The 20,752-nt window shown below is 47.5% G+C and carries 21 protein-coding genes; all 21 read right to left on the minus strand.

The features are described from left to right. Positions 1–4: 4 nt before the first annotated feature. Positions 5–1,315 (minus strand): flagellar protein export ATPase FliI, encoded by a 1,311-nt coding sequence (gene fliI, locus MHI54_RS00975; protein ID WP_095214701.1) that lies wholly within the window; start codon positions 1,313–1,315, stop codon positions 5–7. After that, complete coding sequence (gene fliH, locus MHI54_RS00980) at positions 1,315–2,061, minus strand: flagellar assembly protein FliH (protein ID WP_158221468.1); 747 nt, start codon at positions 2,059–2,061, stop codon at positions 1,315–1,317. The genes fliI and fliH overlap by 1 nt, the downstream gene beginning before the upstream one ends. Continuing rightward, complete coding sequence (gene fliG / locus MHI54_RS00985) at positions 2,054–3,067, minus strand: flagellar motor switch protein FliG (protein WP_095214699.1); 1,014 nt, start codon at positions 3,065–3,067, stop codon at positions 2,054–2,056. The genes fliH and fliG overlap by 8 nt, the downstream gene beginning before the upstream one ends. A gap of 15 nt (positions 3,068–3,082) precedes the next feature. After that, the gene (fliF, locus tag MHI54_RS00990; RefSeq protein WP_095214698.1) at positions 3,083–4,699 is read right to left on the minus strand and encodes a flagellar basal-body MS-ring/collar protein FliF; all 1,617 of its coding nucleotides are present in this window, start codon (positions 4,697–4,699) and stop codon (positions 3,083–3,085) included. A gap of 78 nt (positions 4,700–4,777) precedes the next feature. Continuing rightward, positions 4,778–5,077 (minus strand): flagellar hook-basal body complex protein FliE, encoded by a 300-nt coding sequence (gene fliE, locus MHI54_RS00995; protein WP_095214697.1) that lies wholly within the window; start codon positions 5,075–5,077, stop codon positions 4,778–4,780. Positions 5,078–5,090: 13 nt separating this feature from the next. Beyond that, positions 5,091–5,546: a flagellar basal body rod protein FlgC gene (gene flgC, locus MHI54_RS01000; RefSeq protein WP_340082132.1), complete on the minus strand. Its 456-nt coding sequence runs from the start codon at positions 5,544–5,546 to the stop codon at positions 5,091–5,093. 2 nt (positions 5,547–5,548) lie between these two features. After that, complete coding sequence (flgB, locus tag MHI54_RS01005) at positions 5,549–5,947, minus strand: flagellar basal body rod protein FlgB (RefSeq protein ID WP_095214695.1); 399 nt, start codon at positions 5,945–5,947, stop codon at positions 5,549–5,551. 415 nt (positions 5,948–6,362) lie between these two features. Next, positions 6,363–7,139: a GTP-sensing pleiotropic transcriptional regulator CodY gene (gene codY, locus MHI54_RS01010; RefSeq protein ID WP_095214694.1), complete on the minus strand. Its 777-nt coding sequence runs from the start codon at positions 7,137–7,139 to the stop codon at positions 6,363–6,365. 17 nt (positions 7,140–7,156) lie between these two features. Beyond that, positions 7,157–8,545 (minus strand): HslU--HslV peptidase ATPase subunit, encoded by a 1,389-nt coding sequence (hslU, locus tag MHI54_RS01015; protein ID WP_095214693.1) that lies wholly within the window; start codon positions 8,543–8,545, stop codon positions 7,157–7,159. Between the two features lie 2 nt (positions 8,546–8,547). Continuing rightward, positions 8,548–9,096: an ATP-dependent protease subunit HslV gene (hslV, locus tag MHI54_RS01020; RefSeq protein ID WP_095214692.1), complete on the minus strand. Its 549-nt coding sequence runs from the start codon at positions 9,094–9,096 to the stop codon at positions 8,548–8,550. A gap of 15 nt (positions 9,097–9,111) precedes the next feature. Then, positions 9,112–10,020, minus strand: coding sequence for a tyrosine recombinase XerC (gene xerC / locus MHI54_RS01025; protein WP_340082133.1), 909 nt, complete (start codon positions 10,018–10,020; stop codon positions 9,112–9,114). A gap of 433 nt (positions 10,021–10,453) precedes the next feature. Next, entirely contained in the window at positions 10,454–12,532 is a 2,079-nt protein-coding gene (topA, locus tag MHI54_RS01030; protein ID WP_095214690.1) for a type I DNA topoisomerase, read from the minus strand. A gap of 153 nt (positions 12,533–12,685) precedes the next feature. Then, positions 12,686–13,582, minus strand: coding sequence for a DNA-processing protein DprA (gene dprA / locus MHI54_RS01035; protein WP_095214689.1), 897 nt, complete (start codon positions 13,580–13,582; stop codon positions 12,686–12,688). A 59-nt stretch (positions 13,583–13,641) separates the two neighbouring features. Beyond that, entirely contained in the window at positions 13,642–14,544 is a 903-nt protein-coding gene (gene sucD, locus MHI54_RS01040; protein WP_095214688.1) for a succinate--CoA ligase subunit alpha, read from the minus strand. 17 nt (positions 14,545–14,561) lie between these two features. Beyond that, entirely contained in the window at positions 14,562–15,722 is a 1,161-nt protein-coding gene (gene sucC / locus MHI54_RS01045) for an ADP-forming succinate--CoA ligase subunit beta (protein ID WP_095214687.1), read from the minus strand. 201 nt (positions 15,723–15,923) lie between these two features. Further along, a complete protein-coding gene (locus tag MHI54_RS01050) occupies positions 15,924–16,199 on the minus strand; it encodes an EscU/YscU/HrcU family type III secretion system export apparatus switch protein (protein WP_095214686.1) in 276 nt (91 codons plus the stop codon). Continuing rightward, positions 16,196–17,962, minus strand: a complete 1,767-nt coding sequence (locus MHI54_RS01055) for a hypothetical protein (protein WP_340082134.1) — start codon at positions 17,960–17,962, stop codon at positions 16,196–16,198. Before MHI54_RS01055 ends, MHI54_RS01050 begins: the two co-directional genes overlap by 4 nt. 15 nt (positions 17,963–17,977) lie before the next feature. Continuing rightward, positions 17,978–18,754: a ribonuclease HII gene (locus MHI54_RS01060; protein WP_095214684.1), complete on the minus strand. Its 777-nt coding sequence runs from the start codon at positions 18,752–18,754 to the stop codon at positions 17,978–17,980. An 82-nt stretch (positions 18,755–18,836) separates the two neighbouring features. Then, on the minus strand, positions 18,837–19,691 hold the full coding sequence (gene ylqF / locus MHI54_RS01065) for a ribosome biogenesis GTPase YlqF (protein WP_095214683.1): 855 nt from the start codon (positions 19,689–19,691) through the stop codon (positions 18,837–18,839). Between the two features lie 15 nt (positions 19,692–19,706). After that, a complete protein-coding gene (lepB, locus tag MHI54_RS01070; protein ID WP_095214682.1) occupies positions 19,707–20,264 on the minus strand; it encodes a signal peptidase I in 558 nt (185 codons plus the stop codon). An 85-nt stretch (positions 20,265–20,349) separates the two neighbouring features. Then, the gene (rplS, locus tag MHI54_RS01075; protein ID WP_095214681.1) at positions 20,350–20,694 is read right to left on the minus strand and encodes a 50S ribosomal protein L19; all 345 of its coding nucleotides are present in this window, start codon (positions 20,692–20,694) and stop codon (positions 20,350–20,352) included. Between the last annotated feature and the right edge of the window lie 58 nt (positions 20,695–20,752).

Genomic DNA, 20,752 nt, shown 5'->3' on the forward strand with positions numbered 1-20,752 from the left:
CAGATCATTCCTTTCCTATCAGCTGCCTCATTTGCTGAATTGCGTCTGGACGACTTGTAAACTCATGCATCCCTTGCTTAAGGAAATCGAGAATCGGTTTTTGATAGCTGATTGCTTCATCGATTTCTTTATTCGTGCCTTTCTTATAAGCCCCGATTTGAATCAATTCCCGATTCTCTTCATATAGGGCCAGCAGCGTCCGAAGCCGCTGTGCGAGCCGATACACTTCTTCATCGGTGATTTGCGGCATGACCCGGCTGATTGATTTGAGAACATTCAGCGCCGGGAATTGTCCTTGCTCCGCCAATTTCCGATCCAGGACAAAGTGTCCATCCAAAATGCCTCGCACCGTATCCGCTATCGGTTCATTCATGTCGTCTCCATCTACAAGCACGGTATAAAATGCTGTAATAGCACCTGTTTCATTCGTCCCCGTGCGTTCGAGCAGCTTAGGCAGGGCAGCGAAGACAGATGGCGTATACCCTTTTGTGGTGGGCGGCTCACCAGAAGCAAGGCCAATTTCCCGCTGTGCCATCGCCACCCGGGTGACCGAATCCATCATCAAGTTGACATGCATTCCTTGATCGCGGAAATATTCACAGATCGCCGTTGCAGTGTACGCACCCTTAATTCGCATCAGGGCAGGCTGATCGGATGTCGCCACAACGATGATCGATCTTTTGATGCCTTCCTCACCTAAATCCTTTTCAATGAACTCACGCACTTCTCTTCCGCGCTCTCCTATCAAGGCAATGACATTGACATCGGCACTTGATTTGCGAGCTATCATCCCAAGAAGGGTGCTTTTGCCCACTCCGCTTCCGGCGAAAATACCGACGCGTTGTCCTCGACCGACCGTCAAAAGGCTGTCGATCACACGCACACCTGTTTCGAGCGGTTCCAGGATTCGCGGCCTCGTCATCGGATTCGGCGGATTCCGGTCCGTCGTAAAGGATTTCAATCCTTTCGGGAGCATGCTGCCATTCAATGGCTGACCCAACGGATCGATGATGCTGCCGATCAATCCATGGCCTATCTTGATTGACAATGGTGAACCGGTTGCTTCAACCAAGCAGCCAGGCCCGACATCCTTCAACGGTGCAAATGGCATCAGCAGCACTTTCTCGTCATCGAAGCCTACCACCTCGGCCAGGAATCTTTCTTCGGAAGCCGAAGATGGATGGATATAACATATTTCCCCGACACTGGTCACCGGTCCATGCGACTCAATCAGCAACCCGACGACTCTGTGAATCCTTCCGTATCGTTTGTAGGTATCCAAATTATCCAATTCATTTATGTATCGTCCGAGCATCAGTCCGCTTCCTCTCGCCTTAGCTCAAAGAGCTTCTCCCGAAGGACAGCCAGCTGCGAATCGATGCTTGCATCAATTCTTCCATGCTTGGTTTCCAGGATACAGCCGCCAGACGGCAAATCATGCTGCGGCATGATCATGAGCTCGAAATCCTTGCCTGTCAGCAAAGCCAGCTCCTCTTTTTGCTGGAGGACAAGCTCATAGCTGTCTGGATGGACATAAAGACGTAAATCGCTGCGCTCCTTCCAGTCGGCAATCGCGCCTTTTACAAGTGCCAAATAGCTTTCCGGATCAGCTGTCAATGTCTGATGCATGATTTTTTCCGCCAATTTCAGCCCAAGATCCAATAAAGCATCCTCACTTGCTTCGACTGTTTCTTTATAATCCTGCTGAGCCAGCTCGACAAGCTGCTTTGCTTCTTCGAGCTTTGATTCATACGATTGCAGCCCTTCTTGCTGTCCGGCAGCAAAGCCCTTCTGATATCCCTCGAGCTGAGCTTGTTCCATCAAATCCCGCTTTTGCGACTCCCATTGACTTCGCTCTTTTTCAACTGCCTGCCTTGCGGAAGTCAATATCTGCTCCGCTTCGTCTTTTGCATCCTTTATATGCTGCTGGCACCGCTCTTTCTCTGCTTGCCAGGATGCTGTGTCCTCAGTATCATCCCCGGTCTCCAGTGTCAGCTTGACCGGCCTGATATCAATCACTTTCGATTCCTTCACTGATACGGATTGCCAAATATTAGACAATGATGTCATCTCCTCCGCCGCGGGATATGATTATCTCGCCGACTTCCTCCAAACGCCGGATGACGGATACGATACGGCTTTGCGCTTCTTCTACATCTTTCAGACGGACAGGTCCCATGAATTCCATCTCCTCTTTGAATGTCTGCACCATCCTGTCAGACATATTCTGGAATACAATGTCTTTCACTTCGTCGCTCGCCACTTTCAAAGATAGCTTCAGATCATCATTCTCAACCTCGCGTATGACACGCTGAATGGCGCGGTTATCCAATGTGACGATATCTTCAAAGATGAACATACGTTTCTTGATTTCCTCGGCAAGCTCGGGATCCTGAACTTCCAATTCATCCAATATCGTCCTTTCGGTGCTTCGATCCACACCGTTAAGCACTTCTACCACTGCCTGGATACCACCGGTCTGTGTGAAATCCTGTGTAGCGGTAGTGGATAAATTCTTTTCGAGAATCTGCTCGACCTGACTGATGATTTCTGGTGATGTACTGCTCATCGTGGCAATACGCTTTGCCACATCTGCCTGCATATCCTGCGGCAATTCAGACAATATCTGACCGGATTGCTCTGGCTCCAAATAGGAAAGTACCAGTGCTATGGTCTGCGGATGCTCATTTTGGATGAAGTTAAGAATTTGTGTCGGATCTGCCTTTCTTGCAAAATCAAAAGGTCTTACTTGCAGCGTGGAAGTCAGCCTGTTCATGATTGCAGCAGCTTCTTCTGCTCCCAGAGCTTTTTCCAGAATCGTTTTTGCATATGCGATTCCGCCTTGGGATATATAATCCTGTGCAATGGCTATCTGATGAAATTGATCTATTATCGATTCTTTCTCTGCGCTGTCCACTTTCTTTACAGAAGAAATCTCCAATGACATTTTTTCGATTTCTTCTTCTGTCAGATGCTTATATACATTCGCAGCCGTATCAGCTCCAAGAGAGATCATCAAGATCGCTGCTTTTTGTTTTCCTGTCAAACGTCCTTTCACAGCTGCCATTCCTTCATTGCTCCTTTAATCTTCAGCCATCCAGCTTCGCAGCAGTTTGGCGAAGTCTTCTGGTGACTCTTTCGCTAATTTTTCCAATTGTTTTTGTTTCAATGTCGCTTCCGTTTCCGGTGTATCCTCTATTTCTTCAACCACAATTGGTTCTGGTGCCACTTGATCCTCCAGCAATTCGTCCTCATCTTCTTCCTGATTCCTCCTGGAACGGATAAGCATGAATACGAGTACTGCTACCGCGGCCAATAGGACACCGCCGGCAACATATGCCCATACTGGTATTCCGGAACCTGCTGCATCATCTGATTGTGCGCTTTGATTGTCAGCAAATGGCTGGAATACGACGGAGACACTGTTTTCCGGATTGATTGCCTCTGCAGCTTCCCTATCCACAGATGTCGACACGATCGAGTTCAGGATGGAGGTGATGCTGTCTTCTACTTGGGTTTGCTCTTGCTGCGTCAGCTGTTCAGCTTCCCCGTTTTCTCCAGTGGCATTCTTATTGCTGTCAACCGCGACTTGAATTCCGATATCGCGGATGCTGTAAGGACTTTCCGTTATTTCTTTCTTGATCTTATTGAACTCATAATTGACGGATTCTTTGACATTATTGTAGGCTCCATCGCCAGCTGCTTCATCTTCAGCAGCTACATTCGGCACCTCTTCTTCACCGGTCCCGGCCACTCCGCCGTTTTCTGCCGGTTCGCCTTCATACGTCTCTGTGATAGTCTCCACACTGACCGGCAAGCCTTCATTATTTTCTTCATCGACAGGCTCCACAAGTTCTTCCGTACGTGTCTCCTGGTCGAAATCGATATCCGTTGTCACGGATACGCGGACATTATCAGCTCCGACCATGGCTGCAAGCATTTGTTGCACACGCTGCTGAATCCCTTGTTCGACTTCCTTTTTGATGCCCATTTGGTTTGTATAGGCATCCCCGCCTGCTTGTGCCGTTTCCATGTTTATGTACTCAAAATCTTGGTTCGTTATGACGATGTTTTCTTCCGGAAGATTCGGTACGGTCTTGGATACCAGACGATACATCGCTTCTACTTGACTAGGCTCAAAATGGTACCCAGTCTCTGTGTTCAGTACAATGGAAGCCGATGCCTCTTCCTGTTCATCCGTGACAAAAACAGGATCCGAGGGCTTATTTATCATGACATCCGCACTCTTGATACCGTCTATATTGGTCAATAATGTGGATAATTCCGTTTGAAGGGCATCAAGTTTGATCACATCGAATTCATTATCCGTCATACCCCATGAAGCATTGTTGCTGAAGAACGAATAATCGATGCTGCCTGTTTCCGGCAGCCCTTCTGCCGCTAAATCAACGAGCAGCCCTTCTGCCTGTTTATCCGGAACAAGGATGGTGGTCCCATTTCCCTCGAGTTCATATTTAACACCTTGTGCGTCCAGCTCTTCCTTGATCTTGCCAGCTTCCTGGGCAGAAAGATCTTTATACAAAGGCACCATCGTCTCTTTCGTAGCAAAATATGAACTGATACCGATGATTAAAACAAGTACGATCGGGGTACATATCAACAGTGCCTTTTGCCAAACTGGTCTTGTCTGCCAGAAATTAGTTATCTTTTCTTTGTAACTTGCAATTCGCTGATTCATCTGGTTCCCCCAAAGCATAGGTCAAATTCATAATAAAAGCATATCTACTTTGACTGAGGATAGATTACCATCCTTATTCTACATAGACATGCGCATCATTTCAGTATAAGCATCGATTGCTTTCTTTTGCACTTGGACTGCCGCGTCCATTGCTACACTTGCTTTTTGAGACGCAATCATAACATCGTGCAGGTTATCCACTTTTCCCGCAGCAAGGGCCTGTGTCATCTTATCGGATTCCTGCTGCGTTTCATTCAAGCTTTCAATTGCGGATTTCAAGCTCTCCGTGAAGCTTGCTTGCGCCTCGGCTGGTGTCGACTGCTTTACTGCAGTAAGACTGTTGGTTCCTGCCAGGCCGCTGATCCCTTCAATTGCCATTTGTCACCCTCCTCTATTTTCCGATTTCCAAAGCTTTCTGAAGCATACCTTTTGTTGCATTCATTGCCGTGACGTTAGCTTCATACGATCTGGTAGCGCTAATAAGATCAGTCATTTCCCGTAATGGATCGACATTCGGCATTGCTACATATCCTTCTTCGTTCGCATCAGGTGAAGCAGGGTTATATACCATCTCGAACGCTGTGTCGTCTTCCGTGATTTCCGAAACCCTGACACCGCCGGAGCCACCTTTACCTCCTTGAGCCCGTTGCAGAAAGGAAGAAAAACCATTTGTATCCTTGGATTCCAGGGAAACCATTTTCCGTCTGTACGGAACATAATTTCCATCTTCATCAATGGTGGCCCGTGTCGTTTCAGCATTCGCGATATTGGATGACACAACATCCATACGCAGCCGCTGGGCCGTCAGCGCGCTAGCGCTTGTATTCAAGGAAGAGAAAATAGTCAAAATCAATTACCTCCTTTAATGACTTTGGAAAGACTGTTAAACTTACCGCTCATTCGATCAACAAGTGCTTGATAGTATAATTGGTTATCCGCTAATTCGGACATTTCCTTATCTATATCCACATTGTTGCCGCTATTCGTATAAGAGGTGCCTTCCTTTTTTGTCACCTGGAATTCAGATGTGTCAGTCGTACTGCCAAACGCAAGATGTTTAGGATTCGTACGCTTCGCAGTGAATGCAGAATCCATTGTGTCCTGCAGCGTTTCTTTAAAAGAAACGGTTTCCGCTTTATATCCGGGTGTATCAGCATTCGCTATATTATTGGCAATGGTTTGATTTTTTAGATTGGCATAATCCAGTGAACGATCCAATGCTTGAATCGTTTTGCCATATAGGTCCATTGTTACCCCTCCCAGAGTGCTATGTATGCCGTCGAATCAGCTCTAATGTACACGATTATTGTATTGAAAGGAGGAAGTTATGTCTATATGTTCTATGATAATTTTCTTATATTTGTAAAAATGGTCTAAGCATACTAAAACTTTTAACCTATTAAACATACATTTAATTACAGTTTTGACCGTATTTTAGATGTTAACTTTTTTGATGACATGATTAAAGCCTACTAAAGTTGATTCATATCCCGGTTTTTTTCCTTTCTGCACCAGAAAAACTAAATATATTTTACTACTCCCCCGAACGGAAAACGCGCGTTTTTTTGAAAGGGCTTTCTATTACATGAAATAAATATAGTATAAGAGTCATGAATAGCCACAAAAAAAGGGAAACAGGCTTTTTGGCCTGCTTCCCTTTTGATTAGCTTGTATGTTTTTGTAATTCAACCAGGAATTTATTATTAAGGACTTTAATGTACGTTCCTTTCATTCCTAAAGAACGGGATTCAATTACCCCTGCACTTTCCAATTTACGCAAAGCGTTGACAATGACAGAACGTGTAATACCTACACGGTCTGCCACTTTACTTGCAACCAGCAAACCTTCGCTGCCGTCCAATTCTTCGAAGATATGCTCGATGGCTTCCAATTCACTGTAGGAAAGGGAACTGATTGCCATTTGCACGACAGCTTTACTGCGAGCTTCTGTTTCGATCTCTGCTGATTTCTGATGAAGGATTTCCATACCGACTACCGTTGCACCATATTCGGCAAGCAGCAAGTCATCATCACTGAAATTCTCTGCAACCCGGCTGAGGATCAAAGTCCCAAGACGTTCACCACCGCCGATGATCGGAACAATCGTCGTCAATCCGCCTTGGAAAAGATCTTTGTTCTCCACCGGGAATGCTGTATAAGGACTGTCGATACCGATATTTGCAGTCGTCTGCTGTACTTGGAAAAGACCTTCCGTATACTCTTTAGGGAACTGTCTTTCCTCGAGCATTTGCTTCATCCTGTCATTCTCGATTGCCTGGTTGATCGAAAATCCCAGCAATTTGCCGCGGCGGCTTACGATGAAGATATTGCTCTCGATGACCTGCTGCAAGGTCTCGGACATATTGTTGAAGTTGACAGCCTTTCCTGCTGTCTTTTGCAGCATAAAGTTTATATCTCTTGCCTTATCTAATAATTTCATGATTTCCTCCTGTTATTTTATAAAATATACTGACTCAAATCTTTATTCTTTGCGATCGATGCCAGTTTGTCATCTACATAGCTAGGTGTGATCTGAATCGTTCCCATGCTTATATCCGCTGCCTCGAAACTTAAGTCCTCCAGCAGCTTCTCCAATATGGTATGAAGGCGGCGTGCACCGATATTGTCTGTTTCCTGATTCACCTCAAAGGCCACTTCCGCCAGTCTGGTAACAGCTTCGTCCGTAAATTCCACATTTATACCTTCTGTTTCCAATAAAGCCTTATATTGCTTCAGCAATGCATTGGAAGGCTCAACAAGTATCTTCTTGAAATCTTCGACAGATAGCTTTTCCAACTCTACACGGATCGGGAAACGTCCCTGAAGCTCCGGAATTAAATCAGAAGGCTTTGCCATATGAAAGGCACCTGCTGCCACGAACAGAATATGATCTGTTTTGACAGGTCCGTACTTCGTAGTCACAGTAGACCCTTCTACAATCGGCAGGATATCTCGCTGGACACCTTCTCGGGATACGTTGGCACCTTGGTCGCCCTTTGCAGCGACTTTATCGATTTCATCGATGAAGATGATGCCTGCTTGTTCCACGAGCTGAACGGCTTCCTGGGATACTTCGTCCATATCGATCAGCTTCTGCGCTTCCTGCTGCACAAGCAAGGGACGCGCCTCGGAGACAGGCAGGCGGCGCTTTTTCTTCTTCTTCGGCATGAATTGACCCAAGGCATCCTGCATATTCATGCCCATCTGCTCCATGCCCGAACCTTGAAGCATATCGAACATGGAGGCCTGCTGCTCCTCGATTTCAATTGTCACCATCGTATCTTCCAATTCCCCCATGGCAAGCATCCGCTCTGTACGGGCGCGCTTGGATTGGATTTCCTCAGAAGGCTTTTCATCCGGCTCTTCATTCTGCTGCTGGTTGAAAAGCATCTCAAATGGATTTTTGAAGTTATTCGACTGTTTCTTCGTTTCTGGCACAAGAAGCTTGAGCAAGCGTTTCTCCGCTTGTTCCCCGGCTTTGTCCTGCACAGCTTCCATTTTCTTTTCCCGGACGAGCCGCACAGAAGCTTCGACTAGATCCCGTACCATCGATTCCACATCACGGCCGACATAGCCGACCTCCGTGAATTTCGTTGCTTCCACTTTGACAAATGGGGCACCGACCAGCTTTGCCAGCCTTCTGGCTATCTCCGTCTTACCCACGCCGGTCGGTCCGATCATCAGAATATTCTTCGGCGTTATTTCATCGCGCAATTCACTATCGAGCTGCATGCGGCGATAACGGTTCCGTAATGCCACGGCTACTGATCTCTTTGCATTTTGCTGACCAATGATATAACGATCCAGCTGGGCCACGATTTGTTTCGGGGTCAAATTTGCCTCCATCATTACGCCTCCAATGTTTCCAACGTGATTTGATCATTCGTGAATACACAAATCTCTCCAGCGATTTCAAGTGCAGCCTGTGCGATTTCAGCTGCAGACTTTTCTTCGGAGTACCGTTTCAATGCCCGGCCTGCGCTGAGGGCAAAATTGCCTCCAGACCCGATTGCCAAAATATCATCATCGGGTTCGATGACTTCGCCGGTTCCCGAAACGAGGAACATCTGCTCCTTATTCATCACAATCAGCATCGCTTCCAGTTTCCGAAGGACTTGATCACTGCGCCATTCCTTCGCCAATTCCACCGCAGCCCTGGCAAGATTGCCATTATATGTTTCCAGCTTGCCCTCAAACTTTTCGAATAATGTGAAGGCATCGGCAACCGAGCCTGCAAAACCTGCCAGCACCTGACCCTTGAAAAGTCTTCTGACTTTCTTCGCTTTATGTTTCATGACGACTTGATTGCCAAGCGTCACCTGTCCATCTCCAGACATTGCGCATTCACCTTTATGGCGTACAGCGAAAATAGTGGTTGCATGAAATTCGGAACTCATGGCTATCCATCTCCTTTATTCCCGATTCGCTCTCGGATGGGTATTCATATATATCGTACGAAGTCGATCTTTCGTCACATGCGTATAAATCTGCGTGGAGGATAGATGTTCATGACCAAGCAGCTCCTGCACAGCACGCAAATCAGCACCCTCATTCAGCATGTGCGTGGCAAATGTGTGGCGCAGCTTGTGCGGATGCAGGTGCATATGTACAGCGGACTGCTCAACCAGTTTATTCAGGATGAGACGGATCCCCCGTTCCGTAATCGGTTTTCCCCGGCTGTTCAAGAACAGCTTGCCGGTTTCTTCCTTCGATTTCTCCAAGAGGCGCTCACGTCCGTCCTGTAAGTATCTGCGGATTGCTCTCTCCATGAAACTGCCAAACGGGACATATCTTTCCTTGCGTCCCTTTCCCCTTACAAGGACCGTACCGATGGACAGGTCTACGTCATCTATCTCAATCCCTGCACATTCACTGACACGCATGCCAGTTCCGTAAAGGCATTCGAGAATGGCTTGGTCCCTCTGGCCCAGCGGAGTCCCAAGATCCGAAGCCTCGAACAATTTCTCCAGCTCCTGTTCATAAAGGAAGCTGGGGACATAAGCAGGTGCCTTCGGCTGGACGAGGCGCAAGAACGGATTTGCCGAGACGACGTCTTCCCTCTCCAAAAACTTATAAAAAGAACGGAGACTTGATATCTTTCGCGATACAGTCCTTCTTGACAGCTTTTTCTCATACAGCCTGGTAAGGAATACACGGACGGCGGCAGGATCTGCTTGTTCAAATGATATAGATTCTGAATGGAGAAATCCCAGGAAAAAATTCACATCATTCAGATAATAATACACGGTATGCGGAGAAGCATGCTTCTCCACCTGCAGATAAGATTTGAACTCTTGGACGTACTGTTCTGCATTTTTCAAATTGATCGCCTCACTTCAAGCGTATAAAGCTTAACATAACTTCAAGCGCAGAAGCAAACGTTAGAAATCAAATTGTAGAAAAATTCTGAATCGGTGTCGATGCACATCAAGCATAGGGCAGTGTATGTGCCTATGCTTGTCTGCCTGCTCCAATTCCTGAAAGCAACTGTCTGTATGCGTGCTATGGTGCGAAAGACTCCGAGGATGATCGATGCTTCTGTGCTGCTTTTCGCGGAAGCATGGAACCCTGTTCGCCTGTAACGTTCGTCTTACGATTTCCTCTCAAGTGTGTCAAGCAAAATCCCTTTCCAATCCGTTATTATAGACCTCGTACAAAACTGTGTCAAATCATTTCCGGTTTATACTCTTATTTTCACAGAGTCTTAACAATTCAAGCAAAAAACCCCAGCTTTGAAAGCAGGGGTCATGTGTTTTACTGCTGAACTTCTTCCTTATAATCACAGCTGGAGCATGTGATCTGCGTTCCTTTTTTCGCTTTTTTCTCGACCAGCATGGAAGCGCATTTCGGACATGGTCTCGAGATCGGTTTATCCCAGCTGAGGAAGTCACAATCAGGATAACGATCGCAGCCGTAGAATACACGGTTTTTCTTCGACTTCCGTTCGACGACTTCGCCTTCCTTACATTTCGGGCAGGTTACCCCGATTTTTTTCAGGATCGGTTTTGTGTTGCGGCAGTCCGGGAAATTGGAGCAAGCAAGGAACTTACCATAGCGTCCCATCTTGTACACCATTTCATGACCGCATACCTCGCAATCGATTCCGGCTGGTTCATCACGTATCTCGATTTTTTCCATTTCCTGCTCGGCTTTTTTCAATCTGACATCAAAGCCTTTGTAGAAATCGTCAATAATCGATACCCACTCCGCTTTGCCTTCCTCGATATAGTCCAGGTCTTCTTCCATCTTGACGGTAAATTCCAGGTCGACGATTTCCGGGAAGAACTCTACCATTATGTCATTGACTATTTCCCCCAATTCGGTTGGGACAAAACGTTTATTATCCAACGTGACGTAATTCCGCCGCTGGATGGTATCCAAAGTCGGAGCATAAGTGGATGGTCTTCCAATACCCTTCTCTTCCATCGTACGGACCAATCGCGCCTCCGTATAGCGCGGAGGCGGCTGGGTGAAATGCTGATTCGGCTGGATTTCTTCAGCTTTCACTTTCATGCCTTCCTCCAGGTTCGGAAGTATGCGGTCCTTTTCGTTCTTATTATCATCGTTTCCTTCCACGTATACCTTCATGAAACCCTTGAATTTGACCTTGGAACCGGTGGCGCGGAATTCCACTCCTTCATTGAGGAGATGCACAGTCATTGTATCCAATACTGCCTGTGCCATTTGGCTTGCGATGAAACGTTCCCAGATAAGCTTATATAGTCTGTACTGATCACGCGATAAGATAGACTTCAGGCTATCTGGATGACGGTAAGCGGATGTCGGGCGGATACCTTCGTGTGCATCCTGCGCCCCTTCCTTCGCCTTGGCTTTCGCCCCGCTGCCAATATATTCTTCTCCAAAGGTTTCTTTTATATAGTTGGCGGATTCTGTCTTCGCAGTCTCGGAAATACGTGTCGAATCCGTACGCATGTAAGTGATCAGACCTGTAATGCCGCCTTCTTTACGGCCTAAATCGATTCCTTCATATAGCTGCTGTGCGACCATCATCGTTTTCCTGGCGCGGAAGTTAAGCTTCCTGGCTGCCTCCTGCTGCAGGGAAGAAGTGGTGAAGGGTGCTGCCGGATTGCGTTTGCGTTCCCGCTTGTTCACCTTGTCGATCAGGAAATCTTCGCCTTTGAGCTTCGCCAGTATCTGATTGACCTCTTCCTCTGAAGCAATATTCATTTTTTCTCCATCAAGGCCGTAAAAAGCGCCTTCGAAGTTCTTTTTGCCGGATTGGAAGACCGCATCGATCGACCAATATTCTTCCGGGATAAACTCATTGATTTCCTTTTCCCGGTCAATGATCATCTTCATTGCCACTGACTGGACACGTCCGGCACTTAATCCCTTTTTCACTTTTTTCCATAGCAGCGGGCTGATATTGTAACCGACAAGCCGATCCAATATCCGCCGTGCTTGCTGTGCATCCACTAAATCCTTATCTATGCTGCGCGGATGCTTAAAGGATTCCTTTATTGCATCCTTGGTTATTTCATTGAAGACTACCCGGCAGTCAGAATTTTCATCAATATTCAAACTATGGGCCAAATGCCAGGCAATTGCTTCCCCCTCACGATCGGGGTCGGCTGCAAGGAAGACCTTTTTCACTTTTTTGGCTGCGCTTTTCAATTCCTTCAAAACCGGTCCCTTGCCGCGTATCGTAATATAACGAGGCTCATAAGAATCCTCGACATCTATAGCCATTTGGCTTTTGGGTAAATCCCTGATATGCCCCATGGATGCTTTCACTTTATATTTTTTCCCTAGATAGCGTTCGATTGTTTTCGCTTTTGCTGGAGATTCCACGATTACAAGATAATCTGCCATATTATTTCCTCCCAAGAGGTTTTCTTTTTCTGTATGTCTAATGTAAACATGCTGTTCGATAAATCTTCCCTATTATTGAATACTTATATTCCGTTTGTCAAACATAATTTGTTATTTCTTGTAACGGAACATACATAAAAAAGCTAGTTTCTACTATATAAATTGTATCCATTTCGACTTATTACGTTCCCATTCATCAAGCAGCTGACCAGGCTCGAAAATGATCCCGGCTCCATCTGAAATCATCTGATGACAGCCCGCCGTCTGGTCCTCATAAGGATCCCCAGGTATGGCAAATACATCCTTTCCTTGCTCCAAGGCATGCATCACGGTATGCATCGAACCACTCTGTTTTTTTGCTTCGATCACGAGGGTACAGAAGCCCAGTCCGCTGATGATGCGGTTTCTTTCCGGGAAATGATGCTGCCTTGGATGCTGATCCGGGTAATACTCACTGACTACAAGCTGCCCATCCTCCAGGCAGTCGAATAAGTGCCGATTAGAACGAGGGTAAACGTGACGCAAACCGCTTCCCAATACGGCTATCGTATTGCCTCCGTTACGAATCGCTGCATGATGGGCCATACTGTCGATCCCCTTCGCCATTCCGCTCACAATCGTCCATCCGGCAGCTGCTAATGGATCCAGGATATAAGCGATTTTGGCCGATGCCGACGTTGTTGGCTGACGAGTTCCCACTACGCTGATTGCAGGCTGTCTGTTGAGCAGCTCGATTCTGCCGGCAGCATAAAGGACCAGCGGCGGGTCCGGAATATGGCTTAGAATAGCAGGAAAAGCATCATCAAAGCAAGTCAGCGTCTGGAACTGCTGCATGTCCTGTTCCAACACAGCCATATGTCTTTCCTCCTGCAATTCATGGAACAAGGTGAGGGCAAATGTTTCCGGGAGCTGATAATGAAGCATCAGTTCATGAGGGGATGCATGTAGAAGATTTTCCAGTTGGGGATCGCATGTGAGGATACGCTGCATGACCTTGCGGCGTCCCCGCAGTACACGATGCAGCAGCAGTAATTTTTCACGTTTGTCCAATTTTCCACTCCTGTCTCCAAAAGATAAGAAAGCAGGCCGGCAATCGGCCCACTTTCATCTTAATGCGTTTGACAGATTTCGTACAGTCCCTTTTCTTTCAATACCTCAATCAAAGTCTCTCCCATTACCGCTGGTGTATCCGCTACTTTTACACCGCATGCTTCCAGGACCTTGATTTTTTCAGCGGCAGTTCCTTTCCCTCCGGAAATGATCGCACCTGCATGACCCATACGTTTTCCTGGAGGCGCTGTCGCACCGCCGATGAAACCGACAACGGGCTTATTCATATGCTGACGGATCCATTCGGCTGCCTCTTCTTCCGCTGTACCGCCGATTTCTCCGATCATGATGACCGCTTTTGTCTCACGATCTTCATTGAATGCCTTCAGTACATCGATGAAATCCGTTCCGTTGACCGGGTCCCCGCCGATACCTACTGCCGTGGATTGGCCAATGCCAGCCTGTGTGAGCTGATGCACCGCTTCATACGTCAATGTACCAGAGCGCGATACGACCCCGATATGCCCTTTCTTATGGATATATCCAGGCATGATGCCGATTTTGCATTCTTCCGGCGTGATGACACCCGGGCAGTTCGGTCCGATCAGTCTGGTCTTCTTGCCTTCCATCGCCCGTTTGACACGGACCATATCCATGACCGGAATATGCTCCGTGATGCAGATGACCAAATCAAGCTCGGCATCGACGGCCTCCAAAATGGCATCAGCCGCAAATGGAGCTGGCACATAGATCACAGATGCAGTGGCGCCGGTTTCATGAACTGCCTCTTTGACAGTATTATAAACAGGCACGCCTTCCACCTCGGTACCGCCTTTTTTCGGCGTGACACCAGCAACGATGCGGGTGCCGTATTCAATCATCTGCTTTGTATGGAATAACGCAGTAGACCCCGTAATACCTTGTACGAGTACTCTTGTGTCCTTATTAATAAATACACTCATGATTCATGCCTCCCCCGTTAGTTTACAAGTGCGACGATTTTCTCTGCTGCATCTGCCATGGACGCTGCTGAAGTGATATTCAATCCGGACTCATCAAGAAGCTTCTTGCCCTGCTCCACATTCGTCCCTTCCAAGCGCACGACAAGCGGAATATCCAATCCGACTTGACGGGACGCCTCAATGACGCCTTCAGCGATGACGTCGCATTTCATGATACCTCCGAAAATATTCACCAAGATGCCTTTTACATTCTGATCGGCAAGAATGATTTTGAAGGCTTCGGTTACTTTCTCTGTCGTAGCACCGCCCCCAACATCAAGGAAGTTCGCCGGATCCCCGCCGTAATGCTTGATGATGTCCATCGTAGCCATGGCAAGGCCCGCTCCGTTAACCATGCAGCCGATATTCCCATCGAGGGAAATATAACTCAAGTCATGCTTGGAGGCCTCGATTTCCTTTTCATCTTCTTCATCCAAATCGCGCAATGCGACGATATCTTTATGTCTGTACAATGCATTTTCATCAAAATTCAGCTTCGCATCCAGTGCGAGTACTTGACCATCGCCAGTGGTTACAAGCGGATTGATTTCAGCAATGGAACAATCCTTCTCAACGAAAGCCTGATACAGGCTCATCATGAACCCGACAGCTTTGTTCAGTGATTCTGGCGGAATATTAATGGCAAATGCCAATCTTCTGGCTTGATAGCCAGTCAAACCGACAACAGGGTCGATCGTTTCCCGGAAAATCTTTTCCGGTGTCTCTGCTGCAACCTCCTCGATCTCTGTACCGCCTTCTTCTGAGGCCATCATCACGACCCGGGATGTGCTGCGGTCGAGAACAAGACCGATATAATATTCTTTCTGGATATCACAGCCCTCTTCGATGAGGAGCCGCTTCACTTCTTTTCCTTCCGGGCCTGTCTGATGCGTAACAAGCGTCTTGCCTAGGATTTCCTCCGCATATGTACGAACCTCATCCAAGCTTTTCGCGACTTTTACGCCGCCTGCTTTTCCGCGTCCGCCGGCGTGGATCTGCGCTTTGACAACGCATACATTTGTGCCCAGGCTTTCAGCCGCTTCCACTGCTTCCTCGACACTGAATGCCACTTTACCAGCAGGAACAGACACACCAAATTCACGCAAAACCTCTTTGCCTTGATACTCATGAATATTCATTCTGTACCCTCCCCGTCAGATTCCGTGCAAGACCATTGTAAACGATTACTTCTGCAAAAGTCTACCAAAAACTATAGAAAAGACAGAATCTACATAAAACTTATAACAAGGGATCAGGAAGAAGGTGCCGTTTTCTGTGAAAATGCATGAAAATGCTTTCATAAGAGAATTTATGGAATAAGCGCCCGGAAATCCGGACGCTTATTTTCCCGCCTGCTTGTCTGCCTGATAAATGAAAGCGAAGACCTCGGCTACCGCTTCATAAAGATCGGCCGGAATCATTTCGTTTACTTCCAGCTCCGACAATAGGCCGACCAATGCCGGATCTTGCTGGATCGGCACCCCGTTATCCCTGGCGCGTTTTATGATGGCCTCTGCTGTCAAACCTTTTCCGCTTGCAGTGAGGACAGGTGCCCGCCGTTTGGCTGCATCATATTTCAAGGCAGCTGCTTGGCGCATGTTCCTTCTATCTGTCATATACGATAATCGACACCTTTCTGTTCGGATGATCCAGCCGCCGGACCTGTACTGATACGTTCGGATTCCTTGACATCAGCGCCGCTGATTGTATATTTAACGGAAGACAGATGATAGCCGCTTGCCTCAAGGGCGGATTTCAGCTTGTGCTGCAGCGGACGCATCACTCGTTCCGCTTGCCCATCGGCTGTATAAATATGCAGGCTGACTGTTTTTTTCTGTACATACATATCGACTGCCATGTCGTTCAAAATTGGTAAATGCAAATAAAACAAAATCCTGCAATGGTCGGAGGATAGTTTTCCATCTTCTTCTTTTCTCCCCTCAAGTTCCATCAGCAGATCTTTATCGAATCCAAAAGGCGCTCCAGGCAGCTGAAGCTGGATATAGGTCATCTGCTTATCATCATGCACTTGAAGCAGCTGGCTTCCGGTGATTTGCTGTAGAAGCGGAGCAGATAGCTCAGCTCTTTCGGCACTATGCGCTGCGTGCTGCAGCAGCAAGCCTTTCAGTGGCAATTCGGCAGTTTTCGCTTCTTTTATATCATGTTCGAATGCATATCCCACTTGCCGGAATATATCCTGCAGCAGCTGTTTGAAAAAGGCTCCATCCTTGCTCTGCTCATTCATGCTCGAAGCTTGCAGCAGATGCAGCAATTCTGTTGTCTTTGCCAATAACTGCCCGTTGCCCATTTGGCCTTTTTGCAGCTGGCTGGATATGCCTTGAACCAAGGAAACCGATTGGAAAGCTTCCAAGGAATTGCGCAGGCTTAACACAACATCGTCCGGCAGCGCACGGTCAGGAAACATGGCGAGCAGCTGCCGTACTGTCGCCAGCACAGTCTGCAAGCCATCCCGGGCTGCTGCAGTATGCTTCCCGGCACGTTGCAGCTCCGTCAGGAAACCATCCATGACAGAAGCATATGGGGATGCAGCCGCCAGCCTAGCCGTCCCCATTGCAGGTTTGTGCTGCATATTCCGGGTATCCGACAACTGCTTTTCGAATGCCAGCCATTCTTTCTGCCATGCTTCAAACGATGGGGCATTGGATGGAAAAGAGGGACGGATGGCCAGGTACAAATCCTGTTTGCCCGCCTTTGCTTCCTGGATGATCTGTTGAATCAAATGCGCCTCATGGACTGCTGGTCCGGCAGGTGAAAGCTTGCCCAGTATTTGTCTGAGCGGCATAGCCCCGTCATTTTCAGCAGTCAGGTTATCGTTCAGCTGATTCAGGGAAGCTGTCATATCCCAAGTCTGACGAGCCGCGATTGCCTGCAAAATATTTCCCGTCAAAGGCAGCTTCCGATTCATCATCAGCTGCAGCGCATCCTGCCTTGCCTGCAATGGCTGCGAGTGCGGCTGCTGCAGAAGCTGGAGGGCTTGTTTCAGCTGCGGCATAGTAAACGGCGTCTGCTGCTTCAATAAGCCTTCGACAAAGGTGCTATTCATTTTATTCGGCTTATTGCCGGTAAGCTCTATCAATTGCGGAACGCCGTTTTCCTTTCCTGGAACCTGGGGCAGGACCTGCAATAGAGGGCGATCGCCGCCCTTCTTCACTTCAAACCAGTAAGTGCCGCCTGCGGATAAAGAAGTCTGCAATTCTGCTATGACTTGCTTGGCGCCGATTTGCAGCAGCGCTTTATTGTCCGGGAAAAACTTATTTATCCTGCCGGTAACGACCTCACCCTGCTGAAAGCTTTTCTCCTGCTGCGGGTGGGTTGCAGGCGGCAGGTGACACGGCCTTTGAATGGATAAATGATGCATGATACCCCTTCCTTCTTAAGCGCGGGAAAGTTCTTTTACAGGTGCAAAACTCAATCGATGCAAGGGTGTAATACCCTGCTTTTGCAATGCCTCCAGATGCTGCTTTGTCCCATATCCCATGTTTTCCTTGAATCCATAGCCTGGATATTGTTCATCAGCCTCTTTCATCAAACGGTCCCGTGTCACTTTGGCAATGATGCTTGCAGCTGCAATGGAGACACTCCGCTGATCCCCCTTGATAAGCGATTCATGGGTACAAGGCAATTCTGCAAGCGGCATGGCATCCACAAGTACATGGTCCGGCTGGCATTTTAGTTCCGCTGCCGCTTCCAGCATTGCTTGTTTGGCAGCTTGATAGATATTTACTTCATCGATCCTTCGGCTGTCCACGATCCCCACACCATAGGAGATGCACGTATCCATGATTTGATCATATAATGCTTCCCGCTTCAGCTCGCTCAGCTGTTTGGAGTCATTCAATCCGGCTATGTAAGCATCTTTGGGCAAAATCACGGCAGCAGCAACGACAGGGCCTGCAAGCGGTCCCCTGCCAGCTTCGTCTATACCTGCGATATACTGTTTTCCTTGCTCATAACAGTCGTTTTCAAAACTGCACATCCGATTGTATCGTTCGCGAAGTTCCCTTTCCTTCTCCGCTTTTCGTCTATGCGCATCCATCAGCTTTTTGACACCTGCACGATGATCCTCTTGCCAGGAGGAGAGCATTTCCTCTGAATATGTACCATCCTGTAAATGATTACGGATCTGCTGGATCGTCAATACATCTTTCATGAACAATCTCCCTTTTCTCTATTTATCGGTCATGCACAAAAAAAATAAAGACATACATAAAGAAATATGTATGTCCGTCCTTTCATTCCGCTTCTGGCTTTTCGAAAGTCACATTCGCAATCCGTTTGCTGCGGAGATCACGAATGATGATTTCATAAGTCTTTTCATAATTGATGACGCCGCCAGCTTCCAGCGCACCTCTGAATCGCCCGATATGCGTGAACATATCGACTGTATCCATGGAAATATCCTCGATTGCATATCTTTCTGCCAATTGAGCCGGATAATGCTCTTTCAAATAACCAAGGATGAAGGTCGCCACTTCTTCCATCGGCAGAATCTGGTCCTTGATCGTTCCAATGGCAGCCAGGACAAGACCAACCTGCGGATCCTCGAATTTCGGCCAGAGAATACCCGGTGTATCAAGCAGCTCGAAGTCTTTCTTTACTTTGATCCATTGCTGCTGGGTAGTGACACCTGGGCGATCGCCTGTCTTGGCTATTTTTTTACTTGCCAGACGGTTGATGAGCGTCGATTTCCCCACATTCGGAATACCAATGATCATCGCCCTGCCCGGCGGCGGATTCTGGACACCTTTACGCTTCCATTTTTCCCGTTTGGCAGCGTGCATATCGTGTGCGCGCTGAATGACATGCTGGATGTCGCCTTTTTCATCTGCATTGACTGCGAGAGCCGGCGTTCCTTGTTCCTCATAATGACGGATCCAGGCATCGGTAGCCGATTTATCCGCCAAGTCCTTTTTCATGAGTACAACCATTTTCGGTTTGCTGCCAAGCACCTTGCGAAGCATCGGATTCTGTGATGCTTCCGGCGCCCTTGCATCCACCAGCTCGATGACAAAGTCCACGAGCTTCAGTTTTTCTTCCACTTCTCTTCTAGCTTTGGCCATATGGCCGGGAAACCATTGAATCGTCACGAGAATATGTTCCTCCTATTTTGTAAGACCGATGCGATCCAGCGGCCAGAACGTCAGCTGTACTTTACCGACAATCTTATCTTCCGGTATCAAGCCGATGTATCTGCTATCGGTTGAATTTCTGCGATTATCCCCGAGTACGAGTACATAGCCTTCCGGAATCTCCTCGTAATTGCCCGGCAAATCTTCAAGCGTGAAATCATTCGTCAAATTACCGCCATCCGTAAGTGAGGCTTTCTCACTGTCCAAATAAGGCTCATCCACGACCTCTCCGTTGATATACAATGTATCATCGATCATCTCTACATGATCTCCCGGCACACCGATGACACGTTTGATATAATCCTTCGATTCAGTCGCATGAAAGACAATGATGTCCTTCCGTTCTGGATCACCGAAGCGATAGCTGAGCTTATTCACAATCATGAAATCATTATCATGCAAGGTTGGCTGCATGGAAGGTCCGTCGACTACAATCGGAGCAAACAGGAACATCCGAACGACCACTGCAATTATTACGGCAATGATCAAAGCCTTCAGCCAATCCAGCCACTCATTTTTCTGTTTGGCCATCTATAAGCCTCCAATTGTTTAGTGAATCTATTTCGTCTATATAGCAAAAAAAGAGCTTGACGAAGCAAGCTCTCTTTTCTGGTACTTAGCGGATTTCTTTGATACGAGCAGCTTTTCCGCGAAGTTTACGTAGGTAATAAAGTTTCGCACGACGCACTTTACCACGGCGGCTGACTTCGATTTTTTCCAAGCGCGGGCTGTGAAGCGGGAAAGTACGTTCCACACCGACACCAGAGGAAATCTTACGTACAGTGAAAGTCTCTGAAATTCCACCGTTTTGACGTTTGATAACGACACCTTCGAATACCTGGATACGCTCACGTGTACCCTCTACTACTTTAGCGTGAACTTTGACCGTATCTCCGGCACGGAATTCAGGATGATCAGCGCGAAGCTGTTCTTTTGTAATGTCATGAATTAGATCCTGCATTCTATTCAACTCCTTCTCACCAATGCTCATTCTCGCAAAAACACGACAGCGGAACATC

The organism is Terribacillus sp. FSL K6-0262 (assembly GCF_037977385.1).
Taxonomy (GTDB): Bacteria; Bacillota; Bacilli; order Bacillales; family Amphibacillaceae; genus Terribacillus.

Excerpts from the sequence above, each read along its gene's own strand:
- fliI (WP_095214701.1), bottom strand. The coding sequence starts at position 1,315 with ATGCTCGGACGATACATAAATGAATTGGATAATTTGGATACCTACAAA.
- fliG (WP_095214699.1), bottom strand. The coding sequence starts at position 3,067 with ATGGCAGCTGTGAAAGGACGTTTGACAGGAAAACAAAAAGCAGCGATC.
- fliF (WP_095214698.1), bottom strand. The coding sequence starts at position 4,699 with ATGAATCAGCGAATTGCAAGTTACAAAGAAAAGATAACTAATTTCTGG.
- fliE (WP_095214697.1), bottom strand. The coding sequence starts at position 5,077 with ATGGCAATTGAAGGGATCAGCGGCCTGGCAGGAACCAACAGTCTTACT.
- flgB (WP_095214695.1), bottom strand. The coding sequence starts at position 5,947 with ATGGACCTATATGGCAAAACGATTCAAGCATTGGATCGTTCACTGGAT.
- codY (WP_095214694.1), bottom strand. The coding sequence starts at position 7,139 with ATGAAATTATTAGATAAGGCAAGAGATATAAACTTTATGCTGCAAAAG.
- hslU (WP_095214693.1), bottom strand. The coding sequence starts at position 8,545 with ATGGAGGCAAATTTGACCCCGAAACAAATCGTGGCCCAGCTGGATCGT.
- hslV (WP_095214692.1), bottom strand. The coding sequence starts at position 9,096 with ATGAGTTCCGAATTTCATGCAACCACTATTTTCGCTGTACGCCATAAA.
- topA (WP_095214690.1), bottom strand. The coding sequence starts at position 12,532 with ATGGCAGATTATCTTGTAATCGTGGAATCTCCAGCAAAAGCGAAAACA.
- sucD (WP_095214688.1), bottom strand. The coding sequence starts at position 14,544 with ATGAGTGTATTTATTAATAAGGACACAAGAGTACTCGTACAAGGTATT.
- sucC (WP_095214687.1), bottom strand. The coding sequence starts at position 15,722 with ATGAATATTCATGAGTATCAAGGCAAAGAGGTTTTGCGTGAATTTGGT.
- MHI54_RS01050 (WP_095214686.1), bottom strand. The coding sequence starts at position 16,199 with ATGACAGATAGAAGGAACATGCGCCAAGCAGCTGCCTTGAAATATGAT.
- MHI54_RS01055 (WP_340082134.1), bottom strand. The coding sequence starts at position 17,962 with ATGCATCATTTATCCATTCAAAGGCCGTGTCACCTGCCGCCTGCAACC.
- MHI54_RS01060 (WP_095214684.1), bottom strand. The coding sequence starts at position 18,754 with ATGAAAGATGTATTGACGATCCAGCAGATCCGTAATCATTTACAGGAT.
- lepB (WP_095214682.1), bottom strand. The coding sequence starts at position 20,264 with ATGGCCAAACAGAAAAATGAGTGGCTGGATTGGCTGAAGGCTTTGATC.
- rplS (WP_095214681.1), bottom strand. The coding sequence starts at position 20,694 with ATGCAGGATCTAATTCATGACATTACAAAAGAACAGCTTCGCGCTGAT.